Origin of the sequence: Bacillus arachidis, assembly GCF_030285945.1 — a bacterium.
Classification (GTDB): Bacteria; Bacillota; Bacilli; order Bacillales; family Bacillaceae_G; genus Bacillus_A; species Bacillus_A arachidis.
The window spans coordinates 1,583,502-1,604,693 of sequence record NZ_CP127376.1; the positions used below are offsets into that span (position 1 = coordinate 1,583,502).

Annotated in this window: 20 protein-coding genes, 2 other RNA genes and 2 riboswitches; of the genes, 16 read left to right on the forward strand and 6 right to left on the reverse strand. The window is 35.7% G+C overall.

The genetic code is table 11. The features are described from left to right. Positions 1-34: 34 nt before the first annotated feature. Positions 35-463 carry a hypothetical protein gene (locus QRY57_RS09600; protein WP_286017275.1) on the forward strand — a complete coding sequence of 143 codons (429 nt, stop codon included), beginning with the start codon at positions 35-37 and terminating at the stop codon, positions 461-463. A 48-nt stretch (positions 464-511) separates the two neighbouring features. Here QRY57_RS09600 and QRY57_RS09605 read toward each other — a convergent pair whose 3' ends face one another. Genes QRY57_RS09605 through QRY57_RS09615 form a run of 3 tightly spaced genes read right to left on the reverse strand, consistent with a single transcriptional unit; the run spans position 512 to position 2,808 of the window. Continuing rightward, positions 512-2,161 carry a b(o/a)3-type cytochrome-c oxidase subunit 1 gene (locus tag QRY57_RS09605; protein ID WP_286017276.1) on the reverse strand — a complete coding sequence of 550 codons (1,650 nt, stop codon included), beginning with the start codon at positions 2,159-2,161 and terminating at the stop codon, positions 512-514. After that, on the reverse strand, positions 2,158-2,631 hold the full coding sequence (locus QRY57_RS09610) for a cytochrome c oxidase subunit II (protein WP_026591148.1): 474 nt from the start codon (positions 2,629-2,631) through the stop codon (positions 2,158-2,160). Before QRY57_RS09610 ends, QRY57_RS09605 begins: the two co-directional genes overlap by 4 nt. Before the next feature lie 30 nt (positions 2,632-2,661). Continuing rightward, positions 2,662-2,808 carry a cytochrome c oxidase subunit 2A gene (locus QRY57_RS09615; protein ID WP_090691183.1) on the reverse strand — a complete coding sequence of 49 codons (147 nt, stop codon included), beginning with the start codon at positions 2,806-2,808 and terminating at the stop codon, positions 2,662-2,664. 456 nt (positions 2,809-3,264) lie between these two features. Continuing rightward, positions 3,265-3,366, forward strand: a riboswitch (purine riboswitch). 106 nt (positions 3,367-3,472) lie between these two features. On the opposite strand from QRY57_RS09615, the gene QRY57_RS09620 reads away from it, so the two are divergent. Beyond that, a complete protein-coding gene (locus tag QRY57_RS09620; protein WP_286017277.1) occupies positions 3,473-4,066 on the forward strand; it encodes a xanthine phosphoribosyltransferase in 594 nt (197 codons plus the stop codon). A 2-nt stretch (positions 4,067-4,068) separates the two neighbouring features. Continuing rightward, entirely contained in the window at positions 4,069-5,391 is a 1,323-nt protein-coding gene (pbuX, locus tag QRY57_RS09625) for a xanthine permease PbuX (protein ID WP_286017278.1), read from the forward strand. Positions 5,392-5,407: 16 nt separating this feature from the next. Here the strand turns inward: pbuX and QRY57_RS09630 are convergent, their stop codons facing one another. Further along, positions 5,408-6,574 (reverse strand): DUF418 domain-containing protein, encoded by a 1,167-nt coding sequence (locus QRY57_RS09630; protein ID WP_286017279.1) that lies wholly within the window; start codon positions 6,572-6,574, stop codon positions 5,408-5,410. Between the two features lie 491 nt (positions 6,575-7,065). Between QRY57_RS09630 and QRY57_RS09635 the strand changes: the two genes are divergently transcribed. Beyond that, positions 7,066-10,722 carry a dynamin family protein gene (locus QRY57_RS09635; protein WP_286017280.1) on the forward strand — a complete coding sequence of 1,219 codons (3,657 nt, stop codon included), beginning with the start codon at positions 7,066-7,068 and terminating at the stop codon, positions 10,720-10,722. A gap of 6 nt (positions 10,723-10,728) precedes the next feature. Here the strand turns inward: QRY57_RS09635 and QRY57_RS09640 are convergent, their stop codons facing one another. Further along, positions 10,729-10,983: a DUF3931 domain-containing protein gene (locus QRY57_RS09640; RefSeq protein WP_000369734.1), complete on the reverse strand. Its 255-nt coding sequence runs from the start codon at positions 10,981-10,983 to the stop codon at positions 10,729-10,731. 71 nt (positions 10,984-11,054) lie between these two features. Between QRY57_RS09640 and QRY57_RS09645 the strand changes: the two genes are divergently transcribed. The 5 genes from QRY57_RS09645 to ssrS (QRY57_RS09665) all read left to right on the forward strand — a co-directional run bounded on the left by QRY57_RS09645 (position 11,055) and on the right by ssrS (QRY57_RS09665) (position 13,180). Further along, the gene (locus QRY57_RS09645) at positions 11,055-11,510 is read left to right on the forward strand and encodes a GNAT family N-acetyltransferase (RefSeq protein ID WP_026591810.1); all 456 of its coding nucleotides are present in this window, start codon (positions 11,055-11,057) and stop codon (positions 11,508-11,510) included. 58 nt (positions 11,511-11,568) lie between these two features. Then, complete coding sequence (locus QRY57_RS09650; RefSeq protein ID WP_090692404.1) at positions 11,569-11,841, forward strand: DUF2533 family protein; 273 nt, start codon at positions 11,569-11,571, stop codon at positions 11,839-11,841. 2 nt (positions 11,842-11,843) lie between these two features. Further along, positions 11,844-12,677 (forward strand): sulfurtransferase, encoded by an 834-nt coding sequence (locus QRY57_RS09655; RefSeq protein ID WP_286017281.1) that lies wholly within the window; start codon positions 11,844-11,846, stop codon positions 12,675-12,677. 115 nt (positions 12,678-12,792) lie between these two features. After that, positions 12,793-12,975: non-coding RNA, 6S RNA (gene ssrS, locus QRY57_RS09660), on the forward strand. A gap of 21 nt (positions 12,976-12,996) precedes the next feature. Beyond that, positions 12,997-13,180, forward strand: a non-coding RNA gene (ssrS, locus tag QRY57_RS09665) — 6S RNA. Positions 13,181-13,405: 225 nt separating this feature from the next. Here the strand turns inward: ssrS (QRY57_RS09665) and QRY57_RS09670 are convergent. After that, positions 13,406-13,855: a hypothetical protein gene (locus QRY57_RS09670; protein ID WP_286017282.1), complete on the reverse strand. Its 450-nt coding sequence runs from the start codon at positions 13,853-13,855 to the stop codon at positions 13,406-13,408. An 82-nt stretch (positions 13,856-13,937) separates the two neighbouring features. Between QRY57_RS09670 and QRY57_RS09675 the strand changes: the two genes are divergently transcribed. The 7 genes from QRY57_RS09675 (at position 13,938) to QRY57_RS09705 (ending at position 21,175) form a co-directional block, all read left to right on the forward strand. Then, the gene (locus QRY57_RS09675) at positions 13,938-14,249 is read left to right on the forward strand and encodes a hypothetical protein (RefSeq protein WP_026591806.1); all 312 of its coding nucleotides are present in this window, start codon (positions 13,938-13,940) and stop codon (positions 14,247-14,249) included. A 3-nt stretch (positions 14,250-14,252) separates the two neighbouring features. Continuing rightward, positions 14,253-15,479, forward strand: coding sequence for a glutathionylspermidine synthase family protein (locus tag QRY57_RS09680; protein ID WP_286017283.1), 1,227 nt, complete (start codon positions 14,253-14,255; stop codon positions 15,477-15,479). 2 nt (positions 15,480-15,481) lie between these two features. After that, positions 15,482-15,868 (forward strand): DUF350 domain-containing protein, encoded by a 387-nt coding sequence (locus tag QRY57_RS09685; protein ID WP_026591804.1) that lies wholly within the window; start codon positions 15,482-15,484, stop codon positions 15,866-15,868. Between the two features lie 145 nt (positions 15,869-16,013). Beyond that, a riboswitch (M-box (ykoK) riboswitch) is annotated at positions 16,014-16,177 on the forward strand. Positions 16,178-16,558: 381 nt separating this feature from the next. Further along, positions 16,559-17,290 (forward strand): P-type ATPase actuator domain-containing protein, encoded by a 732-nt coding sequence (locus QRY57_RS09690; protein WP_090692393.1) that lies wholly within the window; start codon positions 16,559-16,561, stop codon positions 17,288-17,290. Positions 17,291-17,424: 134 nt separating this feature from the next. Next, positions 17,425-18,291, forward strand: coding sequence for a 5'-3' exonuclease (locus QRY57_RS09695; RefSeq protein WP_286017284.1), 867 nt, complete (start codon positions 17,425-17,427; stop codon positions 18,289-18,291). Positions 18,292-18,527: 236 nt separating this feature from the next. Next, positions 18,528-18,668: an FbpB family small basic protein gene (locus QRY57_RS09700; RefSeq protein WP_081811017.1), complete on the forward strand. Its 141-nt coding sequence runs from the start codon at positions 18,528-18,530 to the stop codon at positions 18,666-18,668. A gap of 527 nt (positions 18,669-19,195) precedes the next feature. Beyond that, positions 19,196-21,175: an acetoacetate--CoA ligase gene (locus QRY57_RS09705; protein WP_286017285.1), complete on the forward strand. Its 1,980-nt coding sequence runs from the start codon at positions 19,196-19,198 to the stop codon at positions 21,173-21,175. The last annotated feature ends 17 nt before the right edge of the window (positions 21,176-21,192 follow it).

Below are 21,192 nucleotides of genomic sequence, written 5' to 3' on the forward strand. Positions count from 1 at the left end.
GATTTTATGAAAAAGCAAGAGTAGGAGAAGGGGTATGGAGGACATTAATAGATTTTTGAATAACTTTTCAAAATTTAATTCAGATGAATATGTGATGAATTACTATGAATTTGTTATTCTAGCATCAAATAAAGATGAAGATATTAAAAATTTATTCGAAAAGTTTCCAGATGTATATAAAGTTGAGTTGATAAAATTAAATAAATGGAAGGAAGCATTTTTGAGGGAATACCCTAGTAGTGAAATATATTGGTTTGGGAAGTTTCCAGAAGGATATGAATTAAATGGCCTTACACCAAAACAATATTTAATAGAACTTTTATTAGAGGAATTTAAACAAGAACCAGATGAGGTTTATTTAGTTCAAGTAGAACCAAATGGTTATTATGCTTGTAGCTCAGAAGAATACATTTTTAAAACAGAGAAAGGAATATATTTATTAAGCCTGCAGGTGCATGATTAAATAGCTATTCTCGAAATAAAGCAGAGGGTATTTCCCTCTGCTTTTCACTTACCATAATTTAAAGCCTTTCGAACCAGGCGGAGCATTTTGAATCATATCGATAAAAGGAATCGTATAGGCAAATAAGATTAACAAAGCTGTAATACCAATCCATAGTTTCCAGTTGTCAAAAACCATCGGTGTCCGTTCAGAGGCATCCGCTACTTCACCGATTGGGAACTCTGTTCGACCTTTTGGTGCAAAGAAGACAAGATCTAAATAAATAATAATCGCTATTACAATTCCAACAAATAAAATCGCTCCTCCGACTGCTTGCGCAATTTGATAGGGAATCCATTCAAGTGCTTGTTGTGAATTTCCATATGTAGAAAATGCAGAGCGACGAGGTGCTCCGAGTAGTCCAGCAAAGTGCATACCAGCAGACATAAAGAACATACCGATAGCCCACACGCAAGTTTGGATGATAGCAAGGCGGTTCATTTCTTTTGTCATGACGCGTCCTGTTAAATGTGGAACGAGCCAATAACCAATTCCAAAGAACGTTAATACAACGGAAGTTGCTAGTGTTAAATGGAAATGTCCAGTTACCCATACAGTGTTATGAACAACTTGATTGAGTTGGTTACTTGCATTAACAAGACCGCCGGCACCAGCTGGTATGAACATAAGCATACCGACGAATGGGGCGAAAAATCTAGCATCTCCCCATGGAAGCATACGAAGCCATCCAAATAGTCCAGTAGCCCCTTTAGAACGGCCGAACTGTTCAAAGGTTGCAAATAAAGAGAAGGCCGTCATTAAAGATGGAATAACAACCATAAATGTTAAGACAACTTGTAAGTATTTCCACTCTGGGTCAATACCTGGTTCAGTTAATTGATGGTGGAATCCTACAGGCATAGAAAATAGTAAAAATAGAATAAATGACAACCGAGCTAGTGAATCACTGAAAATTTTACCACCAATAATTTTCGGTATAATGACATACCAAGCCATATAAGCGGGAAGAAGCCAAAAATAAACGAGTGGATGACCGAAGTACCAAAATAGTGTTCGGCTGACCAAAACATCGATTTTATCAACCAAACCTAAGCTCCATGGAATAAATTGAATAAGTGCTGCAGCTGCAACGCCAAGAGTTGCAACAAGCCATAGCGCCATTGTCACAACAGCCATAAAGCTTAACAGAGGACCTATCTTTCCTTTGTTGTGTTTTTTCCATGTACGATACTGAGCAAACATTGCAAAGCCGCTGAACCAACTTCCAACAATAACTAGGGTAAGTCCGATATAAAATCCAGGGTGTGCTTTTAATGGAGCATAAAATGTATAGAGTACAGTAGCTTTATTGAGTAGAATAAAAATAGCGGTGATTGTTGTCCCTATTGTCATAAGCCAAAAACCAATCCAGCCTGTTTTTCGAACACCTTTTGATAGGACACCCGTTGTTTTACTCATACAAGCAAATAAGAAGCCAATAATGAAGAACGTTGTTAATACAAGTCCGAGTAAAACGCCATGTGTTGTTAATATTTGATAGTAGCCAATCCCAGCAGGTAAATTGAATTTACCTGAACGAACGAGAACTTGCAGTAAGCCACATAATCCACCTAGAAAAAGAGCAATAAATGCTACATGTATATGAGCCATAGCTAATTTTGCATCTCGTTTACTTATTTTATCTTGCAGTGCAATCATTTTTCTGTCACCTCCACTTTTGCGCTCATCATATGATGGCCAGTACCACAATACTCATTACAAACAATTAAATACTCTCCAGCTTTTTGAAATACTTGTGAAGCTGTGCTTACATAACCAGGCTCAATCATCATATTGACGTTTGTACCTGCGATTTCAAACCCATGTACAACATCTTTTGTCGCAACAACAAAATCTACTTTTGCACCTTTTGGTACTTTAATTGTATTAGGTGTAAAAGAAAAAGCTTGTGAGACAATCGTAACTTGATAATGATTTTTTCCAACTTGTTTCACACCGGGTTGATCAAATGGTGCGGTTGCATGAACTTTTTCTGGGTCAATTGTAGTTAAACAACTCGGTGGTTTGTTTCCCATATAAAAAGCACTAATTCCTAAAATAGCCAAAAATACGAACAGTGAGCCGACACCGAAAATGAGCCAAATTTTTTCGTATTTATGTAAGTGCATATCCCCATCTCTCCTTTAAAAAACAATGTGTTATAAACGATTGACAAAAATTTGATAGACGCTAAACCAAGTGAAAATAATGAAAAATCCAACAAAAAAAACAGAGATTAATGTACCTTTTAATGAATTTTTTTCATTACTTTCGGATTGTTGCTGATGCAGTTTATGCTCACCCATGATACCCCTCCTTGGATAAATGAAATCTTACAATTTCATAATACAAAAAATTTAGACAATTTCATCACGTCCGAATATGCTTTCAAAAAGTGTTCATTAATACAATAAAAACTATGTCTATGATGAGAACTTATAAAGCCGCGAATTCTTATATATTTTGGGATATTAATTTGTGAAAAAAATGTGAAATGAAGGCTCTTTTGAAATGGTTGAGAAGGGGGTGTAGGATTGAACTTGGAAAATTTATATCAAGGGGAGTATAAAGTGTATGGATAGAGGGGGAATAATAGCAATTACATAAGATGGGCTAGTTATTTTATGAGCCCATAGTAGAAAAATACAAGATGTAAGAGGTTTCAAAACTCGAACGAAAAAGATATTTCTATCAAATTTGTACGTGTTTTTTCCTGGAAATGCTTTTCAAAATAAAAAAAGTGCGTTATAATCCTTCTATAAAATAAATAGGTTAGCTACACTCATATAATCGCGGGGATATGGCCTGCAAGTTTCTACCGAAGTACCGTAAATACTTCGACTATGAGTGAGGACGAATATATTGCTGGTATAGCATTCTTTTTTGCGAAGCTCTAAAAGCGCGTCTCTCACTTGTAACGGGTGGTAGCGGCTTTTAGAGTTTTTTTATTGCATAAGAGGGGGAACAAACATGAAAGTATTACAAGAAAAGATTTTAAATGAAGGAACGGTTTTATCTGGTGATGTATTAAAAGTAGATGCATTTTTAAATCATCAAATTGATCCAGTACTTATGCAAGAAATTGGAAAAGAGTTTGCGCAGCGTTTTAAAGAAGAGAACATTACAAAAATCGTGACGATTGAATCTTCAGGAATTGCGCCGGCAGTTATGGCAGCTTTAGAGCTTGGTGTAAAATTAATCTTTGCAAGAAAGCGTAAATCGTTAACGTTACAAGATAATATGTATGTTGCGAAAGTATACTCATTTACAAAACAAGAAACGAATGAGATTTCATTATCTAGAAATCATATCAATGAAAGTGATCGTGTATTAATCATTGATGACTTTTTAGCAAACGGTCAGGCAGCCTTAGGCTTAATGAGTTTAATTGAACAGGCTGGTGCAAGTATTGCTGGAATTGGAATTGTAATTGAAAAAGCATTTCAAGATGGAGGAAAGAAACTACGTGAGAGCGGTGTTCGTGTAGAATCACTTGCAGAAATTGCATCACTTGATAACGGTACTGTTACATTTGTTCAGCATGAGACTGCGGAGGTGAAATAGTCATGAAGCAACACCCATTTAAAATCGCATCCCTTGGCATTCAGCATATGCTTGCGATGTATGCAGGAGCAATAATTGTTCCGCTTATTGTCGGCGGGGGACTTGGCTTAAATCAACAAGAATTAACATACTTAGTATCCATCGATTTATTAATGTGTGGTGTCGCAACGATTTTACAAGCTTTATCGAATCGTTTTTTTGGAATTGGCCTTCCTGTTGTACTCGGTTGTACATTTACAGCGGTGGGACCGATGATCGCTATCGGTAAACAATACGGAGTTTCTTCTATATATGGAGCAATTATTGCAGCGGGATTATTTGTTGTTGTTTTTGCAAAGCTATTTGGAAAGCTTGTGAAACTGTTCCCGCCTGTTGTAACGGGTTCTGTCGTTACAGTGATTGGAGTTACATTAGTTCCAGCAGCTATTAATGACATGGCCGGGGGAGTTGGAAGTAAAGATTTTGGTAGTCTTGAAAATTTAGCATTAGCATTTGGTGTATTACTATTTATTATACTCATGTACCGCTTTTTTGATGGTTTTATCCGTTCTATTTCGATATTATTAGGGCTTTTATTTGGTACAATTATTGCAGCATTTATGGGAAAGGTGGGCTTCCAAGCTGTTGGCGAAGCAGACTGGTTTCACGGTATTCAGCCGTTTTACTTTGGCACACCAACATTTGAATTAACGCCGGTTATTACGATGATTCTTGTTGCTTGCGTTGGGATTGTGGAAGCAACTGGTGTGTATTTTGCCTTATCGGATATTTGTAATAAAAAGATCGGTGAAAAAGATTTAACTAAAGGTTACCGTGCTGAAGGGTTAGCGATGGTCCTAGGTGGTATTTTTAATGCATTTCCATATACGACTTATTCTCAAAACGTAGGTCTTGTCCAATTAACAGGGGTACGTAATCGCGTTATCATTTATACATGCGGTGGTATGCTAATCGTTCTTGGTTTTATTCCTAAGATTGCAGCGATTACAACAATTATTCCGAAGCCAGTGCTTGGTGGTGCTATGCTAGCGATGTTTGGTATGGTTATGGCATACGGTATTAAAATGCTAAGCAGTGTAGATTTTGCAAAACAAGAAAATTTATTAATTGTAGCATGCTCTGTTGGTATTGGACTTGGGGTAACAGTCGTTCCAACGTTATTCTCTCAGCTTCCAGAAAGCGTTCGTATTTTAACAGATAACGGAATTGTACTTGGAAGTGCGTCAGCTGTACTTTTAAATATTGTATTTAATATGGTTCCGCAGCGCAAAGCGAAAACAAAAGAAGAGCAAGTTCCCATGCAAAGTGCTGTAAGAGAGGCATAAGTAAAAAGCAAGGTTCTCATTGAGAAACCTTGCTTTTCTTTTTTAGTGGCATCAATTTCCCATACGTACCTAGGCGCCAAATATATTCAAGTGGACCGTACTGATAATGAGAGAGCCACCAGCGACTAATAAAGATTTGTATTGTATAAAAACCGATACAAAACAGTGGACCTATCCATAATGGAACCGGTAAGGAATTTTTGAAAACTAGACCAAATACAACGAGTGTGATAATTGTATGCGAAATGTAATTCGTTAGAGCCATACGTCCTACAAATTGAAATGGTCGTAATAACTTTTGCCATCTTTCCTTCTGTAATAAACGCATCAGTGTGAAAATGTAGAATATAAATAAAGTTTTACCACTAAACATCGTAAAACCACTCATGTAGATTGGTTCATAAGGTTGTTTTGTTACAAAGTAACGGATCATAAAGAACCACATTGGAAGTGTTAAGATAAACATAATCATTTGCCATTTTTTTAGCTTTGAATCTAATTCTTTTGTTCGGCGGAACATGTCTTTTTTGCCAGCATATAAGCCGAGTAAGAACAATCCAACTGTTTCTGGTAGAATTGTAATATTTAACCAGATTGATTCGGAATAAAAGGCGTGAAAGCGATCTTGTACTTGTAACCTCCAGTTTTCTAAAGGCATAATTGGTAGGGATGATGTTAATTCTTCTATTGGCACAAACGCAATTATGACACTGGTTACTAATATGAAAAGTTGGAAAAGAGTTAATAGAATGAATGAACATACCAAAATGGTGTGTGGTTGTCTTTTATAAAATAATAACAAGAAAAATCCTGAGATTGCATAAGTATGTAAAATATCACCATCCCATAAAAGGACGTAATGTAAGAAGCCGAATAATAATAAAATGAGGAGTCGACGAATGAATAATATTTTTGGATGAGCTGTTTTTGCTTCAGCACGCTGCATAAAAATGAAAAAGCCTAGTCCGAACAAAAAGGAAAAAATAGTATAAAATTTCGTTTGAATAAACATGTCATAAAACAAACGAACATAACTGTCTATTCCTTCGTAACTGCCTGTAATATCACGAGAGTCAACACCAGCAATAACAGGCCAGTTAACAAGAAAAATACCAAATACAGCAACCCCTCTAATAATATCAATCGAATGAATCCTCTCGCTTTGTGAAATGTTTTGCACCATTTTTTTCCTCCTTTAGGTAAATCTCTTTTATTATACAAAATGTAAAGGAATGGAGATAGAGGTGTTCCTAAATTTTGGAACTGTTAAGATGTTTATAATGAGATATAATAAAGTTGCACAACAAGTTGTTCACTCCTTTAAAACAGGTAGTAAAGAAGTTCCTTGTTTTCAAGGAACTTCTTTTTTAGAAAATAATATTGATAATGATTCTCTTTAATGATAAAATGTACTCAAAAGTGATAATCATTATCAAAAAAAGGTTGGTGTGCTAAATATGGTATATGCATTTGTTGCAGGAACAGTTGCTGTGTATGCTATTGTTACAAAATATGTGTTAAATGAAGTCGGAGCAACAAAATGAACAAACTTACATAGAATCCCTTTCATCTGTTAAAAAGAATGAAAGGGATTTTTTATTTTTAATGAGAATATCCTGAAAATTTAGTATGATAATAGGGTAAATACATCATGGAATAAAGGGGAACAAGGGGATGACAAACATAGTACAGACAAACAGTATACAAAAACTTGTTTGTTTTTATGAAGAATGGCAGAAGCACGGCGACATTGAAAATAGCTTGAAGTTATTTGAAGTAATTCAAAAATATAAACAAGAGCAACTTATGATTGCTTTTTGTGGTCACTTTTCTGCTGGGAAATCGACAATGATGAATCACTTATATAAAGCTCAGTTATTGCCAACAAGTCCGATTCCGACAAGCGCGAATGTTGTTAAAATTGAAAAGGGACAGGACCGTGTTGTTGTGACAGTGAAATCTGGAGAGCATTATGAATATGATGGTGCATACTCAGCGGAGGAATTGAAGCAACTTTGTAAAAATGGTGATGAAATAATTGGTGTTCATATTTATCGAAATGATGCACCGATTCCTGATGGCGTTATGCTTGTTGATACACCTGGAATTGATTCGACAGATGATGCACATCAATTAGCAACAGAATCAACGCTCCATCTTGCAGATGTTATTTTTTACATGATGGACTATAATCATGTGCAGTCTGAAGTGAACTTGCAATTTGTGAAAGAATTGAAGCAGCGTAATAAAACGGTTTATCTTGTTATCAACCAAATCGATAAGCATAAAGAAAGAGAGTTATCATTTGAGAGTTATACGAAAAGTGTGAGCCAATCTTTTTCTAACTGGGATATTGAAGTAGACGGCATTTTTTATACTTCTTTACGAATGATGAACCATTCGCATAATGAAATACAACGATTAGAGGGATTGCTTTCTTCTATTATGAAAGAGCGTGAGCAGTATGTGAAAAATGGTATGGAAAGGGAAACAGAATACTTATTACAAGAGCATTTTTCATTCGTTCTTTCAGAAAATGAAAAACAATTAATGCCCTATCAAAAAGAATTAGCATCACCTCTGCCGCTCGAAGATGTGACGGAAAAGAAAGAAGAGCTTATTGAAAATAAACGACGCGTGGCTGGTAAAGAATCGGACGTGAAAAATGAATTTATTAAAGGTTTGCAAGCGATATTAGATAACGCTTACTTAATGCCGTTTGAAATGAGAGAGCTAGCAAATCAATATTTAGAAACGAAACTAACAAAATTTAAAGTTGGTTTGCTATTTGCAAAAGGAAAAACAGAGCAAGAGAAACAAAGGCGTCTAGATGCATTTTATTCAGCACTAGGGAAGACCGTTGAGACACAGATTGATTTTCATGTGAAAGAATTTATTGTAGCTTTCTTAAAAGATGAAGAGATGTTTACAGAAGAAGTCGGAAAAGAGATATATGCACTGCAAATTTCTTTTGACCCTGAATTATTAGCAGAAACCATTAAACAAGGTGCAGGATTTACAGGAGATTACTTACTTCTTTATACAGCTGATGTTGCGAATGAGTTAAAGAAAAGATACTTTCTGAAAGCACAGCAAGTTTTCGAAAAAAGTACGAGCGTTTTACAGCAAAAGATGAAGAATGAGATTGCTCATATTGAACAAGAAATTGAGCAATATACTATGTTACAGACAGCAAAAGAAACAAAATTACAATACATTAAAGCGTATGATGAATACGAGAATTACTTACAAGGCATTTGGGCAGGTCATGTATCTGTACCAGATGGATTGCAAATAGAAGAAGTATTACAAGGTAAGAAACAGGTTGTAAATGAGAAGTTTAGATTACAAGAACAAGAGATACAAGACGAGAGCATTTCTTATCATGAAGAAAATATCAAAACAACAGCAACATTAAATATTCAACGTATATTAGAACAAGTAAAAGGTGCGGAAACGATATTAGAACCTCTGCAGGCACTGCAACACTTGCATCAAGAAGTTGTTGGGAAAAGAAAACGTGTTGAAACGAAACAATTTACAGTAGCGCTATTTGGAGCGTTTAGTGCAGGTAAATCATCATTTGCAAATGCATTGCTTGGTGAAAATGTACTCCCAGTGTCTCCAAATCCGACAACGGCGACGATTAATCAAATTTTACCGATTACAGAAGAAAAGCCTCACGGTACAGTAGTTGTTCAATTTAAATCAGAGCAAGCGTTATTAGAAGATATGAAAGCTGTTTATAAATTGTTTCATTATGAAATTGAGACATTTGAAGAAGCGTTATCACAAATAGATATGATTTTGAAATATCCATCACCAAGTGGAAAACAAAAAACAACGTTTAGTTTTTTACGTGCGGTGCAGAGGGGATATCAGGCAGTTTCTAATAACTTGGGGAAACAAGTACAAGTTACGTTAGAAGAATTCTCTAATTATGTAGCGAATGAAGAGAAATCATGTTTTGTTGAATATATGGAATTGTACTATGATTGTGCTTTAACGAGACAAGGAGTCGCTCTTGTTGATACACCAGGAGCAGATTCTATTAATGCTCGCCATACGGATGTTGCATTCCAATATATTAAAAATGCTGATGCGATTTTATTTGTAACGTATTACAATCATGTCTTTTCAAGGGCGGATCGTGAATTTTTAATTCAGCTTGGCCGCGTGAAAGATACATTTGCGCTTGATAAAATGTTCTTCTTAATTAATGCGGCAGACTTAGCGCAATCTCAAGATGAGTTGGAAATGGTGAAAGGATATATTGCAGATCAACTCCTACAGTATGGTATTCGCAATCCACGTCTCTTTGCAATTTCAAGCTTATGTGCACTTGAGGAGAAACAAGGAAAGAGTATTGCAAAAGAAAAGTATGGTATTTTGGAAAATTCGGGGATTGCAAAGTTTGAAGAATCATTCACATCCTTTATGATGAAGGATTTAATGCTTGTATCTGTCCATTCTTTATATAACGCATTGCAAAGCGCAGATCAGCTTCTGGCAAATATGATACAAGGAGCAAAGCAAGGAAATGATGAAAAAGAAAAACAAATAAAAAAATATGAAGCAGAACGTGAGCAGCTACTTCATATTATTTCATCGTATAGTGTACTTGCAGAAGAGCAAGCAATGCAAAATGAAGTGAAAGAACTGTTATATTATGTGGAGCAACGTCTATTTTTACGTTATAACGATGTATTTACTGAATTTATTAACCCAGCATCCCTTCGAACAGATGGAAATGTGAAAATGAAACTGCAAGAATGTCTCATGGAACTTGTAGCCTTTATTCAGCATGATTTATTACAGGAAATGCGAGCAACATCACTACGTCTTGAAAAATGGATCGATGAAGCGATGCAACGTGCAAGGAATGAAATCGCGGTGAAATGTAAGTTGGAAAATGAATCTATTTCTATGAATGGGACAGCAGATTACGAATACCAAATTATTACGCATAAAGAGCCGTTTCCTACTATAGAAATAAAACATTTTAAAAAGGCATTATCTCATTTCAAAAATGAGAAAAGCTTCTTTGAAAAAAATGATAAAGCAGCAATGCAGGAAGATACAAAGGAATCACTTGAGCCCGTCGTATCTCAATATGTAGCTGATGAAGAAGAGATATTTATCCAGCACTATAAACAAGAATGGGAATTGAAATGGGATGCATTCAAAAAAGTCATGCAGGAAGATGTTAAGCAGTATTATGCAAGTGTATTATTTGCTTTAGCGGAAACAATCGATGTAGCGCTATATGAACAAAGTAAGGAACAATTGCGGAAACAGTTAACAGCAATCGAAAAGGAAATTCATATTTGAAAAGCTCTATGAAAAAAAGATTCGTTCAATTTTCTTTTGCAGTACAGCATCCAATGATTTTACGAATCCTGCAAATTCATCTGTAGAAATCATATGGGTAAGAACCAAGCGTCTGCCATCTGGTGTTTCACCGCATAAGACGAACGAAGAAAACTCATATGTTTTTCCATCTACAACTAATTTTGGGTGGGAATATGTTCCGTTTTTCTTTTTCTTTCCATCAATCGAGATGACGTTGCACTTTTTCTCATTGTTGTCCATGGTGAATCCCTCCTTTGTATTACTTATGGTAGACAAGGAGGGTTTAGAACAAGAGGGAAAGGGGAAATTTTATGGAGATTGTAATAGAGCACATATCTAAAGAGATAGCACCGAAATCATTGCTATTGCTCGCCGATCCAAGTGATGTGCAAATTCATGCATATTTGCAGCGCGGCCTTATCCATGTTGCGAAAGTGGCAGGAAAGGTTATAGGTGTATATGTATTGCTTGAGACAAGACCACAAACAATGGAAATTATGAATATCGCTGTTTCTGAAGAAGTACAAGGAAAAGGGATTGGAAAACAATTATTACAGCACGCAATTATAACTGCCAAAGAAAAACACATGCATAATCTTGAAGTAGGGACAGGGAATTCTAGTATTTCACAGCTTGCTTTCTATCAAAAATGTGGTTTTCGTATTTTTTCTATTGATTTTGATTACTTTTCGAAGCATTATGAAGAAGAGATTATTGAAAATGGAATTGTATGCCGAGATATGATTCGGCTTACAATGGAACTCTAATCATTTTTTTATGAAGTTATTTGGCAAGAAAATATAAATTATTTAGGGGGAAGAGAAGATGGAAGTACATAAAGCAATTACAGCACATTCTCGTAAACAAAATGAAATTGTGACAACATTTTTACAGCTAGAAGCACAGCGTGAAGCAGCAATTGAAGCGGCAGTAGCACTCGCATCAAATGGAAAACATTTCTCAGTAGATGCGATTAATATGGTAACGAAACAAATTAATAACCTTGCTAAACGAGGTGTTGCACCACAACGTAAAATTGTAACAGAAGATATGGTTATGGAGTATGTAGGTCGCCTGCAAGAGAAAGAAGGTCGTTAAGTATGATTGTTACAGTCGAATGGTTACGTGATCATATAGAAGATGAACATGTCCGCATAGTCGATTGTCGTTTTGACTTGGCTAATCCAAATTGGGGAAGAGAACAGTATGAAAAAGAACATATTCCTCATGCGCTATATTTTGATTTGAATCTTGATTTATCCAGTTCTATTACGGAGCATGGCGGTCGTCATCCACTTCCAGATATCCAGGATTTTGCTGAAAAGCTTTCTCAAGCTGGTATTGATGAACATACGACAGTAGTTGCATATGACAGTCAAGCAGGTGCAATGGCTTCGCGTTTATGGTGGCTATTAACATATGTAGGGCATCAAAAAACATATTTGTTAAATGGTGGTTTTCCTGCTTGGAAAGAACAAAATTTATCTACAACAGCAGAAGCTCCAACTATTGAACGGAAAAAATTCATACCGAATGTACAAGATAACATGCTGGTAACGATGGAAGATGTGAAAGAAAAAATTCGTACAAATGCAGATGTTACGTTAATTGATTCGAGAGAGCCAAGACGTTATGCTGGTGTCGAAGAACTTGTTGATCCTAAAGCTGGTCACATTCCGACAGCAGAAAATTATTTTTGGAAAGATGGAATCACGGCGGAAGGTCAGTTCAAAAATAAAAATGAGCAAGAAGAACGGTTCCATCATCTTAATAAAGAGAAAGAAACAATTGTCTATTGTGGATCTGGTGTAACAGCATGTCCGAATATATTAGCGTTACAAACAGCTGGTTTTCGTAATGTGAAGTTATATGCTGGAAGCTGGAGTGATTGGATTTCTTATCCAGAAAACCAAATTGTAAAAGAAGGACAGTAACCTCTTGCATGTAAAAATATTTTGTATTAAAATAAGGTCACAAGTAAGAAATTACTTCAAAACATTACATTTTACACATTGCATGCAATGTGATAAGATAGCGACAAGTAAATAAAACATCCTGCGGTGTACGTAACTTATTTATGTCTAAAACCGATGTTAGTTATACGGAAGCTCAATATTTAGTGACCATCATCAAGCCTTCCTTGTGGAGGAAGATGTAAGGTAGCTGTGAGGGCATCCACCTGCGAGTAGCGGGTTTTTGGACATTTACGAGTGACGGCACGTGCGGGGGTCTTATTTCAACTAACATTAACTAAAATTCCTACGGTGTACGTAGCTTATGTATGTCTTAAACCAATGAGTATAATACGGAAGTTCAATATCTAAATGTAAACAGCATGCCATCTTTTTAAGAAGGAAGCTGAAAGCATTTATGAGAACATCCACCTGTGAGAGCAGGTTTATGGACATCTAGAGAGAACGGCATGTGTGGGGCTATATAAAAAACCTTACGTTTTATACGTAAGGTTTTTTTGTTGTAGGAGCCCTTTTTCGGTATGTTAGAAATGATTGCAATTTCATTGTGTGGAAAGCATAAAAATAGTAGAAATCAAATAGACTCCAAATGGTGGGAATTCATTTGATTGTTCCCCCGCATTAACTGTCCGTAACAGCCTGATTCGTGGGGGCTGATAATCAGTGGCCCTACGAATTAAAGTTTCACTTTATCTGTGTTCACCTGTGAAATTTCCATAATAAACATAACATTTTCGATCTTCATCAATCTCTCTGGAGTCTAGGGTGAATTCCATAAATATTCCGTCTTTTTGAATGTACAAAATATCTGAATGGAGATACGTTACAATCTCGTCATGGTTCCATACATCTTTACTTTCTATTAAAATCGAATTTTCTCTTAGTAGTTCTCTAATCTCAAAACCTATATGGGAATATGTGGGTTCTGAAGGGTCGTTGAAAAACGTTTCTTTTTGCACATATAATACTGCTGTTCCATCGGGATCCATCGAGGTCGCTGTTACGACGTATGTATCTCCTTCTTTAACAAAGTACTCACAGGTCATCCTTGCGACAGCTTCAGACACAGAAATATCGGCATAGTTCCATAGGGCAGGATATTGTTTCGCTTCATCATTGAGTCGATATTCTAACCGCACTTGTAACCCCTCTTTCTTTTTCTTCTACTTTATCATGAATTCTTTTATAATAAAAATATAATATATAAAGGGGCGTTGGAAAGTGACAAAAACCAAATGGTTAGTAACGGGTGTTCTTACATCTTTAATGGCTGGTACTTTATCTGGCTGTACAAAAGATCTCCCTTCAAAACCAAAAGATAAGAGTTGTGCAGATTGGGATTGGGATGATGAACTTGGCGTGTGGCGATGCGATGACAGCCATTCAAGTCATCATGGGGGTTATTATTACGGTGGTAGATATTATCAAAATAAATCAACTTTCAAAAATTCTGCTGAATTTAAGTCCTATCAAGCTTCGTCCAATTTTAAAGGGGGAATTGGAAGCGGTTCAAAGGGCGGATCCGGAGGTTAAATTATGTCGCTTTACATAAAGAAACGAAGTGAGTTTTATTCAAGGTTCTCTCACTTTTGGTCCGACTTATACGGGAGTGAATATAGTCTTTTTCATGTTTTTGAAATAACAGAACAAACAATCCAAAATTTGCAATTAGCAACGGAACGAATGGGAAAAGTATTTTTTAAGACTGCTAGGCTGCTTCGGACCTTGTCTGACGCTCAGCTTCTTGAACTTGGTTTTCCTTCTTCCAGTCTGCCTTTTATTAGAATGAAATCTCTATTTCCTGAATCTATTATTTCACGGTTTGATTTTGCGATGACAGATACTGGTATCAAAATGCTTGAGTTTAATAGCGATACTCCGACTTTTATTCTGGAATGCTTTCAAATGAATGGGGAGGTCTGCAAAGAATTAGAGTATCATGACCCAAACAACAAACAGGAACGTCTTCTCTCTTCTGGTATCACAAAAGCTGTGATGGAAGCGGTTAAAGGGATAGAAAGACCAAACGTTGTCTTTACAGCCCATCATGAACATATAGAAGATTGGAATACAACTCGGTATTTGAGTCAGCTATGTCAGGTTAGCAACAAAGTGGTGTCAATGTCAGAACTCAGAATTACTGAAGATGCTTTACTTGACGGAGATGGTGTACCAATTGATGTTTTGTATCGCCAGACATATCCTATTGAACACTTAGTTGAGGACCAAGATCCTAACACTGGAGATCTTGTAGGGATCGAATTACTGCAGCTTGTAAAGGAAGGAAAGCTTTTTATTATAAATCCGATTTCATCTTTTCTACTGCAGCCGAAATCGGTTCAATGTATCATTTGGGGATTAGCGGAGGCAGGTGCTTTTTATACAAATGAGGAACAACAATGGATTAAAGAATATATGCTTCCTACTTACCTAGAAGCAGATCTGTTTTTAGGGAAAAGTTCTTTTGTTCAAAAACCTTCGTTCGGTAGAGAAGGCGACACGGTTACAATTCGTGATAAAGACACTAATATTGTTAATCAAAATTCATATCAAACGTATAAAAAAGAGCTTCCTATATTTCAAAAATATTTAAAGCTTCCAGTTGTTTCTCTTGAGACTGAAAAGGGGATCGAGGAGCTGTCGTATGTGTTTGGATCATTTTTAATTGCTGGGAAGCCAAGTAGTATTGGTATACGTGCTGGTGAAAAAATTACGGGGAATGAATCATATTATTTACCTGTAGGAATTAAAAAGGAGGATTAGAAATGATAAATTTCTTACTTTATTTAGCAGTTACAATCGGTCTTTTATGTATTGGTCTTTTTCTTATGGAAGTGACAACAAAAGTGAAGGAATTTTCATTAATGGCTAAAGGGAATAAAGCAGCAAGCTATGCACTTGGAGGAAGACTTCTTGGGCTTGCAATTGTTTTGTATTCTACGGCTGCTCATTCTGTTTCATTAATGGATATGGTTTTATGGGGAGCGATTGGAGTATTAGCGCAAATTATTGTGTTTTATTTAGCTGAATGGCTTACACCGCGTTTTAATATCAACCAAAGCATCGAAGAAGATAACCAGGCTGTTGGACTTTTCCTTATGTTTTTATCAATTTCTATCGGAATCGTGATTGCTGGGTGTTTAACATATTGAAAAACCTTAAACAATTAGTATTAGAATAAGTGTATTTCTGTCCTGAATCATTTTCTAGGAAATACTTGTCGTAATAAGGAAAAAGTTTGAATTCAAAGTGTTGACATCTATTTTAAATAGGAGTAACATTTTCTATGTAATAAAAATAAGTCTCTGTTAGGTGAGGCTCCTGTATAGAGAAATGCTACTGCCCAAAAATGTCGAGAGACGCCAATGGGTCAACAGGAATGATCGAATTAAGGTTTTTCTTAACGTAGCTGGTAACGTACCTATGCTATACAGTGCTAAAACTCGGCGAGGGAGAGGTTCGCGGATTTCTATGTTGATTAGGAATCGCTTATTTATGTATGTAATGACCTTTACTCGCTTATGAGTAGAGGTCTTTTTATAAACAAGCTGTGATTATAAGTACTAACTAAAAAATGAAAAGGGAGGTGAGGAGCATGTCAAATTCTGACTCGGTTCCGTTACCCATATACTTCGAAACAAAAATATATGATGTAGGCAGGAAACGACTTGTTCCTCCCTCTATATTTATCATAAGATAACGTTCAGCTAGTTATGAGCTGAAATAAGGATGAGCTGAACGTGGCACACTTTAACAAGCTATAGAGAAATATGAGTGGTTAAAGTGAGATAAATTGAGAAACAAAGCGTTTCTTCCTATGTTGTAAAGGAGGAGACGGTAATATGTTATATGTAAATAAAATTGTGGGTAACATGTCACATAAACAAAGCAAAAAAATGTTGAAAGAACAATCTCTATTAAAACAAAATAAAGATTTGTTAATTGAAATTGCAACTAGAGATGTCAAATCTGTATTTGCTTATTTTAAAACAACAAGAGATGGTCTTTCAATGAAAGAAGCACAGAAGCGTATTCATGTGTACGGGAAAAATGAATTATCTTCAAAACGAGCAATTTTTTCTGATGTAATGATGAAATTAAGCGAAATGATTCCTGGTTTTGCAAAGCAACGTGTTCATAATTACAATCAGTGCGAGATTGTAACAGTTACTGTTTCTAGGGTAGAAGGATATACATCTGTAGGTCAGAATAGTGAATCAAAAATAATGAAACTTCCAGTTGAAGAGCTAGTTCCAGGGGACATGGTTTTTCTGTCAGCAGGTGATATAGTTCCAGCTGATGTACGTATTATATATGCAGAAGATTTGTTAGTAAATGAATCGGTGTTAACAGGAAAAGAAGCAAATGTAGAGAAATTTGAAAGCTGTTATCATCTTGAACGCAAACGTTTTATTCCATTAAAACGAATGAAAGACTACAATCCAATTCAACTTGAAAATGTATGTTTTAAAGGCACGCATATCGTGAATGGAACTGCGAAGGCTGTAGTCGTTTCAACAGGTAAAAATACGTATTCTGGATTGCTCCACACATGCTGTAGTCAAACATCTTGAGCTGTTAATGGTGCTAAATAAATGAAAACATTGTATAATGGATAAAGTTGAACAAAAACGTAGAATGGTAATCTATTTATATAACCTTACGAGATAACGTGAGGTTATTATTTTTTGTTAGTAGGAGAGGAATTATGAAAAAAGTATTGTTAGTTGACGGTATGGCACTATTATTTCGTGCTTTTTACGCAACAAGTGTTTATGGACAATTTATGAAGAGAAAAGACGGTATCCCAACAAATGGGATTCATGGTTATATGAAACATTTATTAACAGCAACCCAAGCAATTGAACCGACGCATATTGTAACGTGCTGGGATATGGGAAGTACGACATTCCGAACGGAATCGTTCTCAAATTATAAAGCAAACCGTGCAGCGCCACCAGAAGAATTGATTCCGCAATTTGATTTAGTACAAGAGATGACTTCACAGTTATCTATTCCTGTAATTGGAATGAAGGGCTATGAAGCTGATGACTGTATTGGTACGTTAGCAAAAGAATACGCTAGTGAGGCGGAAGTATATATTTTAACAGGTGATACAGATTTATTACAGCTTGTTGATACAAATGTTACCGTAATGCTTCTTCGTAAAGGAATCGGAAACTATGAATATTATACGCCAGAGAAGATTATGGAAGAAAAAGGCGTAGAGCCTTGGCAAATCGTTCATGCGAAAGCATTTATGGGAGACACGAGTGATAACTACCCAGGTGTAAAAGGAATTGGTGAGAAGACAGCGTATAAATTGATTCAAGAACATGGTACAGTAGCGGCAGTACTAGAAAATATAGCGTCATTGACGAAAGCACAGCGTACAAAAATTGAAAATGATTTGGAAAACTTAAATATATCATTACAATTGGCAAGAATTCATTGTGAAGTTCCAATTTCCTGTTTGTTAGAGGAAGGTTTGCATACAATTGATGAAGAGAAAGTACGTTTTGTTTGTGGAGAAATGAACTGGGGAAGACCCGAAATGTTTATAAATATGTTATAAAAAAGAAATGCTTTATACTATAAATAACGTCTAATCAAGTATATGTTGATTAGACGTTATTTTTTATGTAACTTCTTTCAATTGATGGAGTTGTCAGAAAAAATACTTAGTTTTCATCTGGAATTCAAACAGATTTCACATGAATCTTTTATTATAAAACTATACAGATAATCACTTATCTTTTATATAAATAATCCTTTGATAAGTTATTTGTAATAGTGAAGGAGGAAAAAATTATGCGAAAGAAAATAAGAAAATCCTTTAAACAATTATTGATAGAGAATAAACAATTATTATTAAGTGATAAAGAGAATTTAAGAGAAATAGAGGAAAAGATTGAAAAGAGGCATGTATCGTATCGTGTATCAAGTAACTGAATAAGATAATAAAATTATGTAAAACCCCTTTCTTTATGAGAAGGGGTTTTATATATTGATCATACTTAAGAGCAGGGTTGTAAGTATAGAAAGAAGGAGAAAGTTTGGGTAACTGAATAGGAGGGAGAGTAACCTCATTCTTTGAGTATCAACAAAAAAGAAAAGAATAATAAATAAAAAATTCAAGTTACTAAGACAACAGAAATGGTTTCGAGAGAGTTATGGTTCTGCTGTTATGTTCCAATCAGGGGCGTTGGTTGTAAAGTGAGAGATGTAGAAAAAGTCCATTTGTATGTAGAGCATAAAGAAGAGTTTGAAAGAATGAAAGCAGAAGGTAATTACAAATTCAGGTTTCTTTAGACATAAGTTTATTAAGCTAGTAGTAAAAAGGTTCTCCTTTTATAGGTGAGCTTTTTTTATTAAAGTACGAACTTCCTCCTTTGAAAAAAAGGTTTTTAAAGAGCAAATACTGTATATAGTTATTATTTACGTCTAAAAAATTGTTAGCTAAGGGGGAATGAATAACAATGAAAATGGTTACTGAAGGGGACCTATTATGGAAGCCATCACAACAACAAATAGAAAAATCAGGTATCAGTCTCTTTATGAAATGGCTTAAACAAGAGAAGGATTTATCTTTTGGCAATCAGAGTGAATTATGGAAATGGTCTGTTGAAGAACTTGAAATGTTCTGGGAAAATATTTGGAATTATTGCCAAGTCAAATCTAGCACACCATATAATCAAGTTTTGGAATCAAGAAAGATGCCCGGGGCAAAATGGTTCACAGGTGCTACTTTAAATTATGCGGAACATGTTTTTCGAAATGTAAGAGGAAATAAGCCAGCAGTAATTTTTCAATCAGAAACCACTCGGAGAACAGAAATAAGCTGGAAAGAACTTCAGAAAAAGACAGCGATGGTGGCAAATTCTCTAAAGGAATTAGGGGTTAAACAAGGAGATCGTGTAGTTGCTTATATGCCTAACATTCCTGAAACAGTAATTGCTTTTTTAGCATGTGCCAGTATTGGAGCCATTTGGTCCAGCTGTTCTCCTGATTTCGGGACAAATACTGTTATTGATCGATTTAAACAAATTGAACCGACAATTTTATTTGCGGTTGACGGATATTCTTATAATGGTAAAATTCAGAATAGAATAACAAATGTCTCGGAGATTCAATCGAGTCTACCTACTTTAAAACAGACTGTTTTAATCCCTTATGTTAGCAGTAATGACTCTGAATTGAATAATCGTACAATGTATTGGAAGGATCTATTGCGAGGAGATTGTGAGCTTGTTTTCGAAAAGGTTCCATTTGAACATCCTCTTTGGATTTTATTTTCTTCTGGAACAACAGGGTTGCCAAAACCGATTGTACAAAGTCAAGGTGGAATACTATTAGAACAGCTTAAAACATTATTAGTTGAACAAGGTGTGAATCAAGATGATGTGTTCTTTTGGTTTACAACGACAGGATGGATGATGTGGAATCTTTTAGTGGGGGGACTGTTAACTGGAGGTACAATTGTTTTATATGATGGCAGTCCATCTTATCCGAGTATACATATATTATGGGATTTTGCAGAAGAAGTTGGTGTTACTTTCTTTGGTACAAGTGCTGGTTTCCTAAGTGCATGTATGAAATTCGGGGTTAAGCCAAAAGAAAGACATCGTTTCTCTAGGTTAAAGGCTATTTGTTCAACTGGTTCACCTTTATCGGTAGAAGGATTCTTGTGGATATATGAGAATGTGAAAAGAGATGTGTGGCTTGTTTCAACTAGTGGAGGGACCGATGTATGTACGGCATTTGTTGGTGGTTCGCCTATATTGCCTGTTTACGCTGGAGAAATACAAGCACGTTCTTTAGGAGCCCACGTACAATCATTTGATGATGAGGGAAATTCAGTTATTAATGAAGTTGGGGAATTGGTTATAATGGCACCAATGCCATCGATGCCCGTTTATTTCTGGGGAGATGACAAGAATAAACGTTATTTTGAAAGTTATTTTGAGATGTATCCAGGGATTTGGCGACATGGTGATTGGATTAAATTTGATGATAAAGGAAGCTGTGTTATTTTCGGACGATCAGACTCTACGATCAATCGGCTAGGTGTACGTCTAGGGACGAGCGAAATTTATCGTATAGTTGAGTCGCTAGATGCTATTATGGAGAGTCTAGTAGTGGATTTAGAGCTCCTTGGACGTCAATCATTTATGCCACTTTTCGTCGTGTTAAAACCTGAAGTAAATATGAGTGATAATCTAAAAGAAGCGATAAAAGCCGAAATAAAACAAAAAGTTTCACCACGTTTTGTACCTGACGAAATTTACGTAGTAGAGCAAATTCCGAAAACATTGAGTGGAAAGAAATTAGAAGTTCCAATTCGAAAAATTTTATTAGGGTTTCCGGCAGAAAAGGTAGTCAATCAAGGTTCCATGGCCAACCCTGAATCATTAAGCTTTTTTATGGATTTAGCACAAATTATTAATAAGCAAGAATAATAGAGCTCTTTCCTATT

Coding starts and splice junctions, on each gene's coding strand:
- QRY57_RS09700 (WP_081811017.1), top strand. CDS start 18,528: ATGCGAAAGAAAATAAGAAAATCCTTTAAACAATTATTGATAGAGAAT.
- QRY57_RS09645 (WP_026591810.1), top strand. CDS start 11,055: ATGGAGATTGTAATAGAGCACATATCTAAAGAGATAGCACCGAAATCA.
- QRY57_RS09620 (WP_286017277.1), top strand. CDS start 3,473: ATGAAAGTATTACAAGAAAAGATTTTAAATGAAGGAACGGTTTTATCT.
- QRY57_RS09615 (WP_090691183.1), bottom strand. CDS start 2,808: ATGGGTGAGCATAAACTGCATCAGCAACAATCCGAAAGTAATGAAAAA.
- QRY57_RS09650 (WP_090692404.1), top strand. CDS start 11,569: ATGGAAGTACATAAAGCAATTACAGCACATTCTCGTAAACAAAATGAA.
- QRY57_RS09610 (WP_026591148.1), bottom strand. CDS start 2,631: ATGCACTTACATAAATACGAAAAAATTTGGCTCATTTTCGGTGTCGGC.
- QRY57_RS09635 (WP_286017280.1), top strand. CDS start 7,066: ATGACAAACATAGTACAGACAAACAGTATACAAAAACTTGTTTGTTTT.
- QRY57_RS09695 (WP_286017284.1), top strand. CDS start 17,425: ATGAAAAAAGTATTGTTAGTTGACGGTATGGCACTATTATTTCGTGCT.
- QRY57_RS09705 (WP_286017285.1), top strand. CDS start 19,196: ATGAAAATGGTTACTGAAGGGGACCTATTATGGAAGCCATCACAACAA.
- QRY57_RS09655 (WP_286017281.1), top strand. CDS start 11,844: ATGATTGTTACAGTCGAATGGTTACGTGATCATATAGAAGATGAACAT.
- pbuX (WP_286017278.1), top strand. CDS start 4,069: ATGAAGCAACACCCATTTAAAATCGCATCCCTTGGCATTCAGCATATG.
- QRY57_RS09680 (WP_286017283.1), top strand. CDS start 14,253: ATGTCGCTTTACATAAAGAAACGAAGTGAGTTTTATTCAAGGTTCTCT.
- QRY57_RS09690 (WP_090692393.1), top strand. CDS start 16,559: ATGTTATATGTAAATAAAATTGTGGGTAACATGTCACATAAACAAAGC.
- QRY57_RS09630 (WP_286017279.1), bottom strand. CDS start 6,574: ATGGTGCAAAACATTTCACAAAGCGAGAGGATTCATTCGATTGATATT.
- QRY57_RS09600 (WP_286017275.1), top strand. CDS start 35: ATGGAGGACATTAATAGATTTTTGAATAACTTTTCAAAATTTAATTCA.
- QRY57_RS09685 (WP_026591804.1), top strand. CDS start 15,482: ATGATAAATTTCTTACTTTATTTAGCAGTTACAATCGGTCTTTTATGT.
- QRY57_RS09640 (WP_000369734.1), bottom strand. CDS start 10,983: ATGGACAACAATGAGAAAAAGTGCAACGTCATCTCGATTGATGGAAAG.
- QRY57_RS09605 (WP_286017276.1), bottom strand. CDS start 2,161: ATGATTGCACTGCAAGATAAAATAAGTAAACGAGATGCAAAATTAGCT.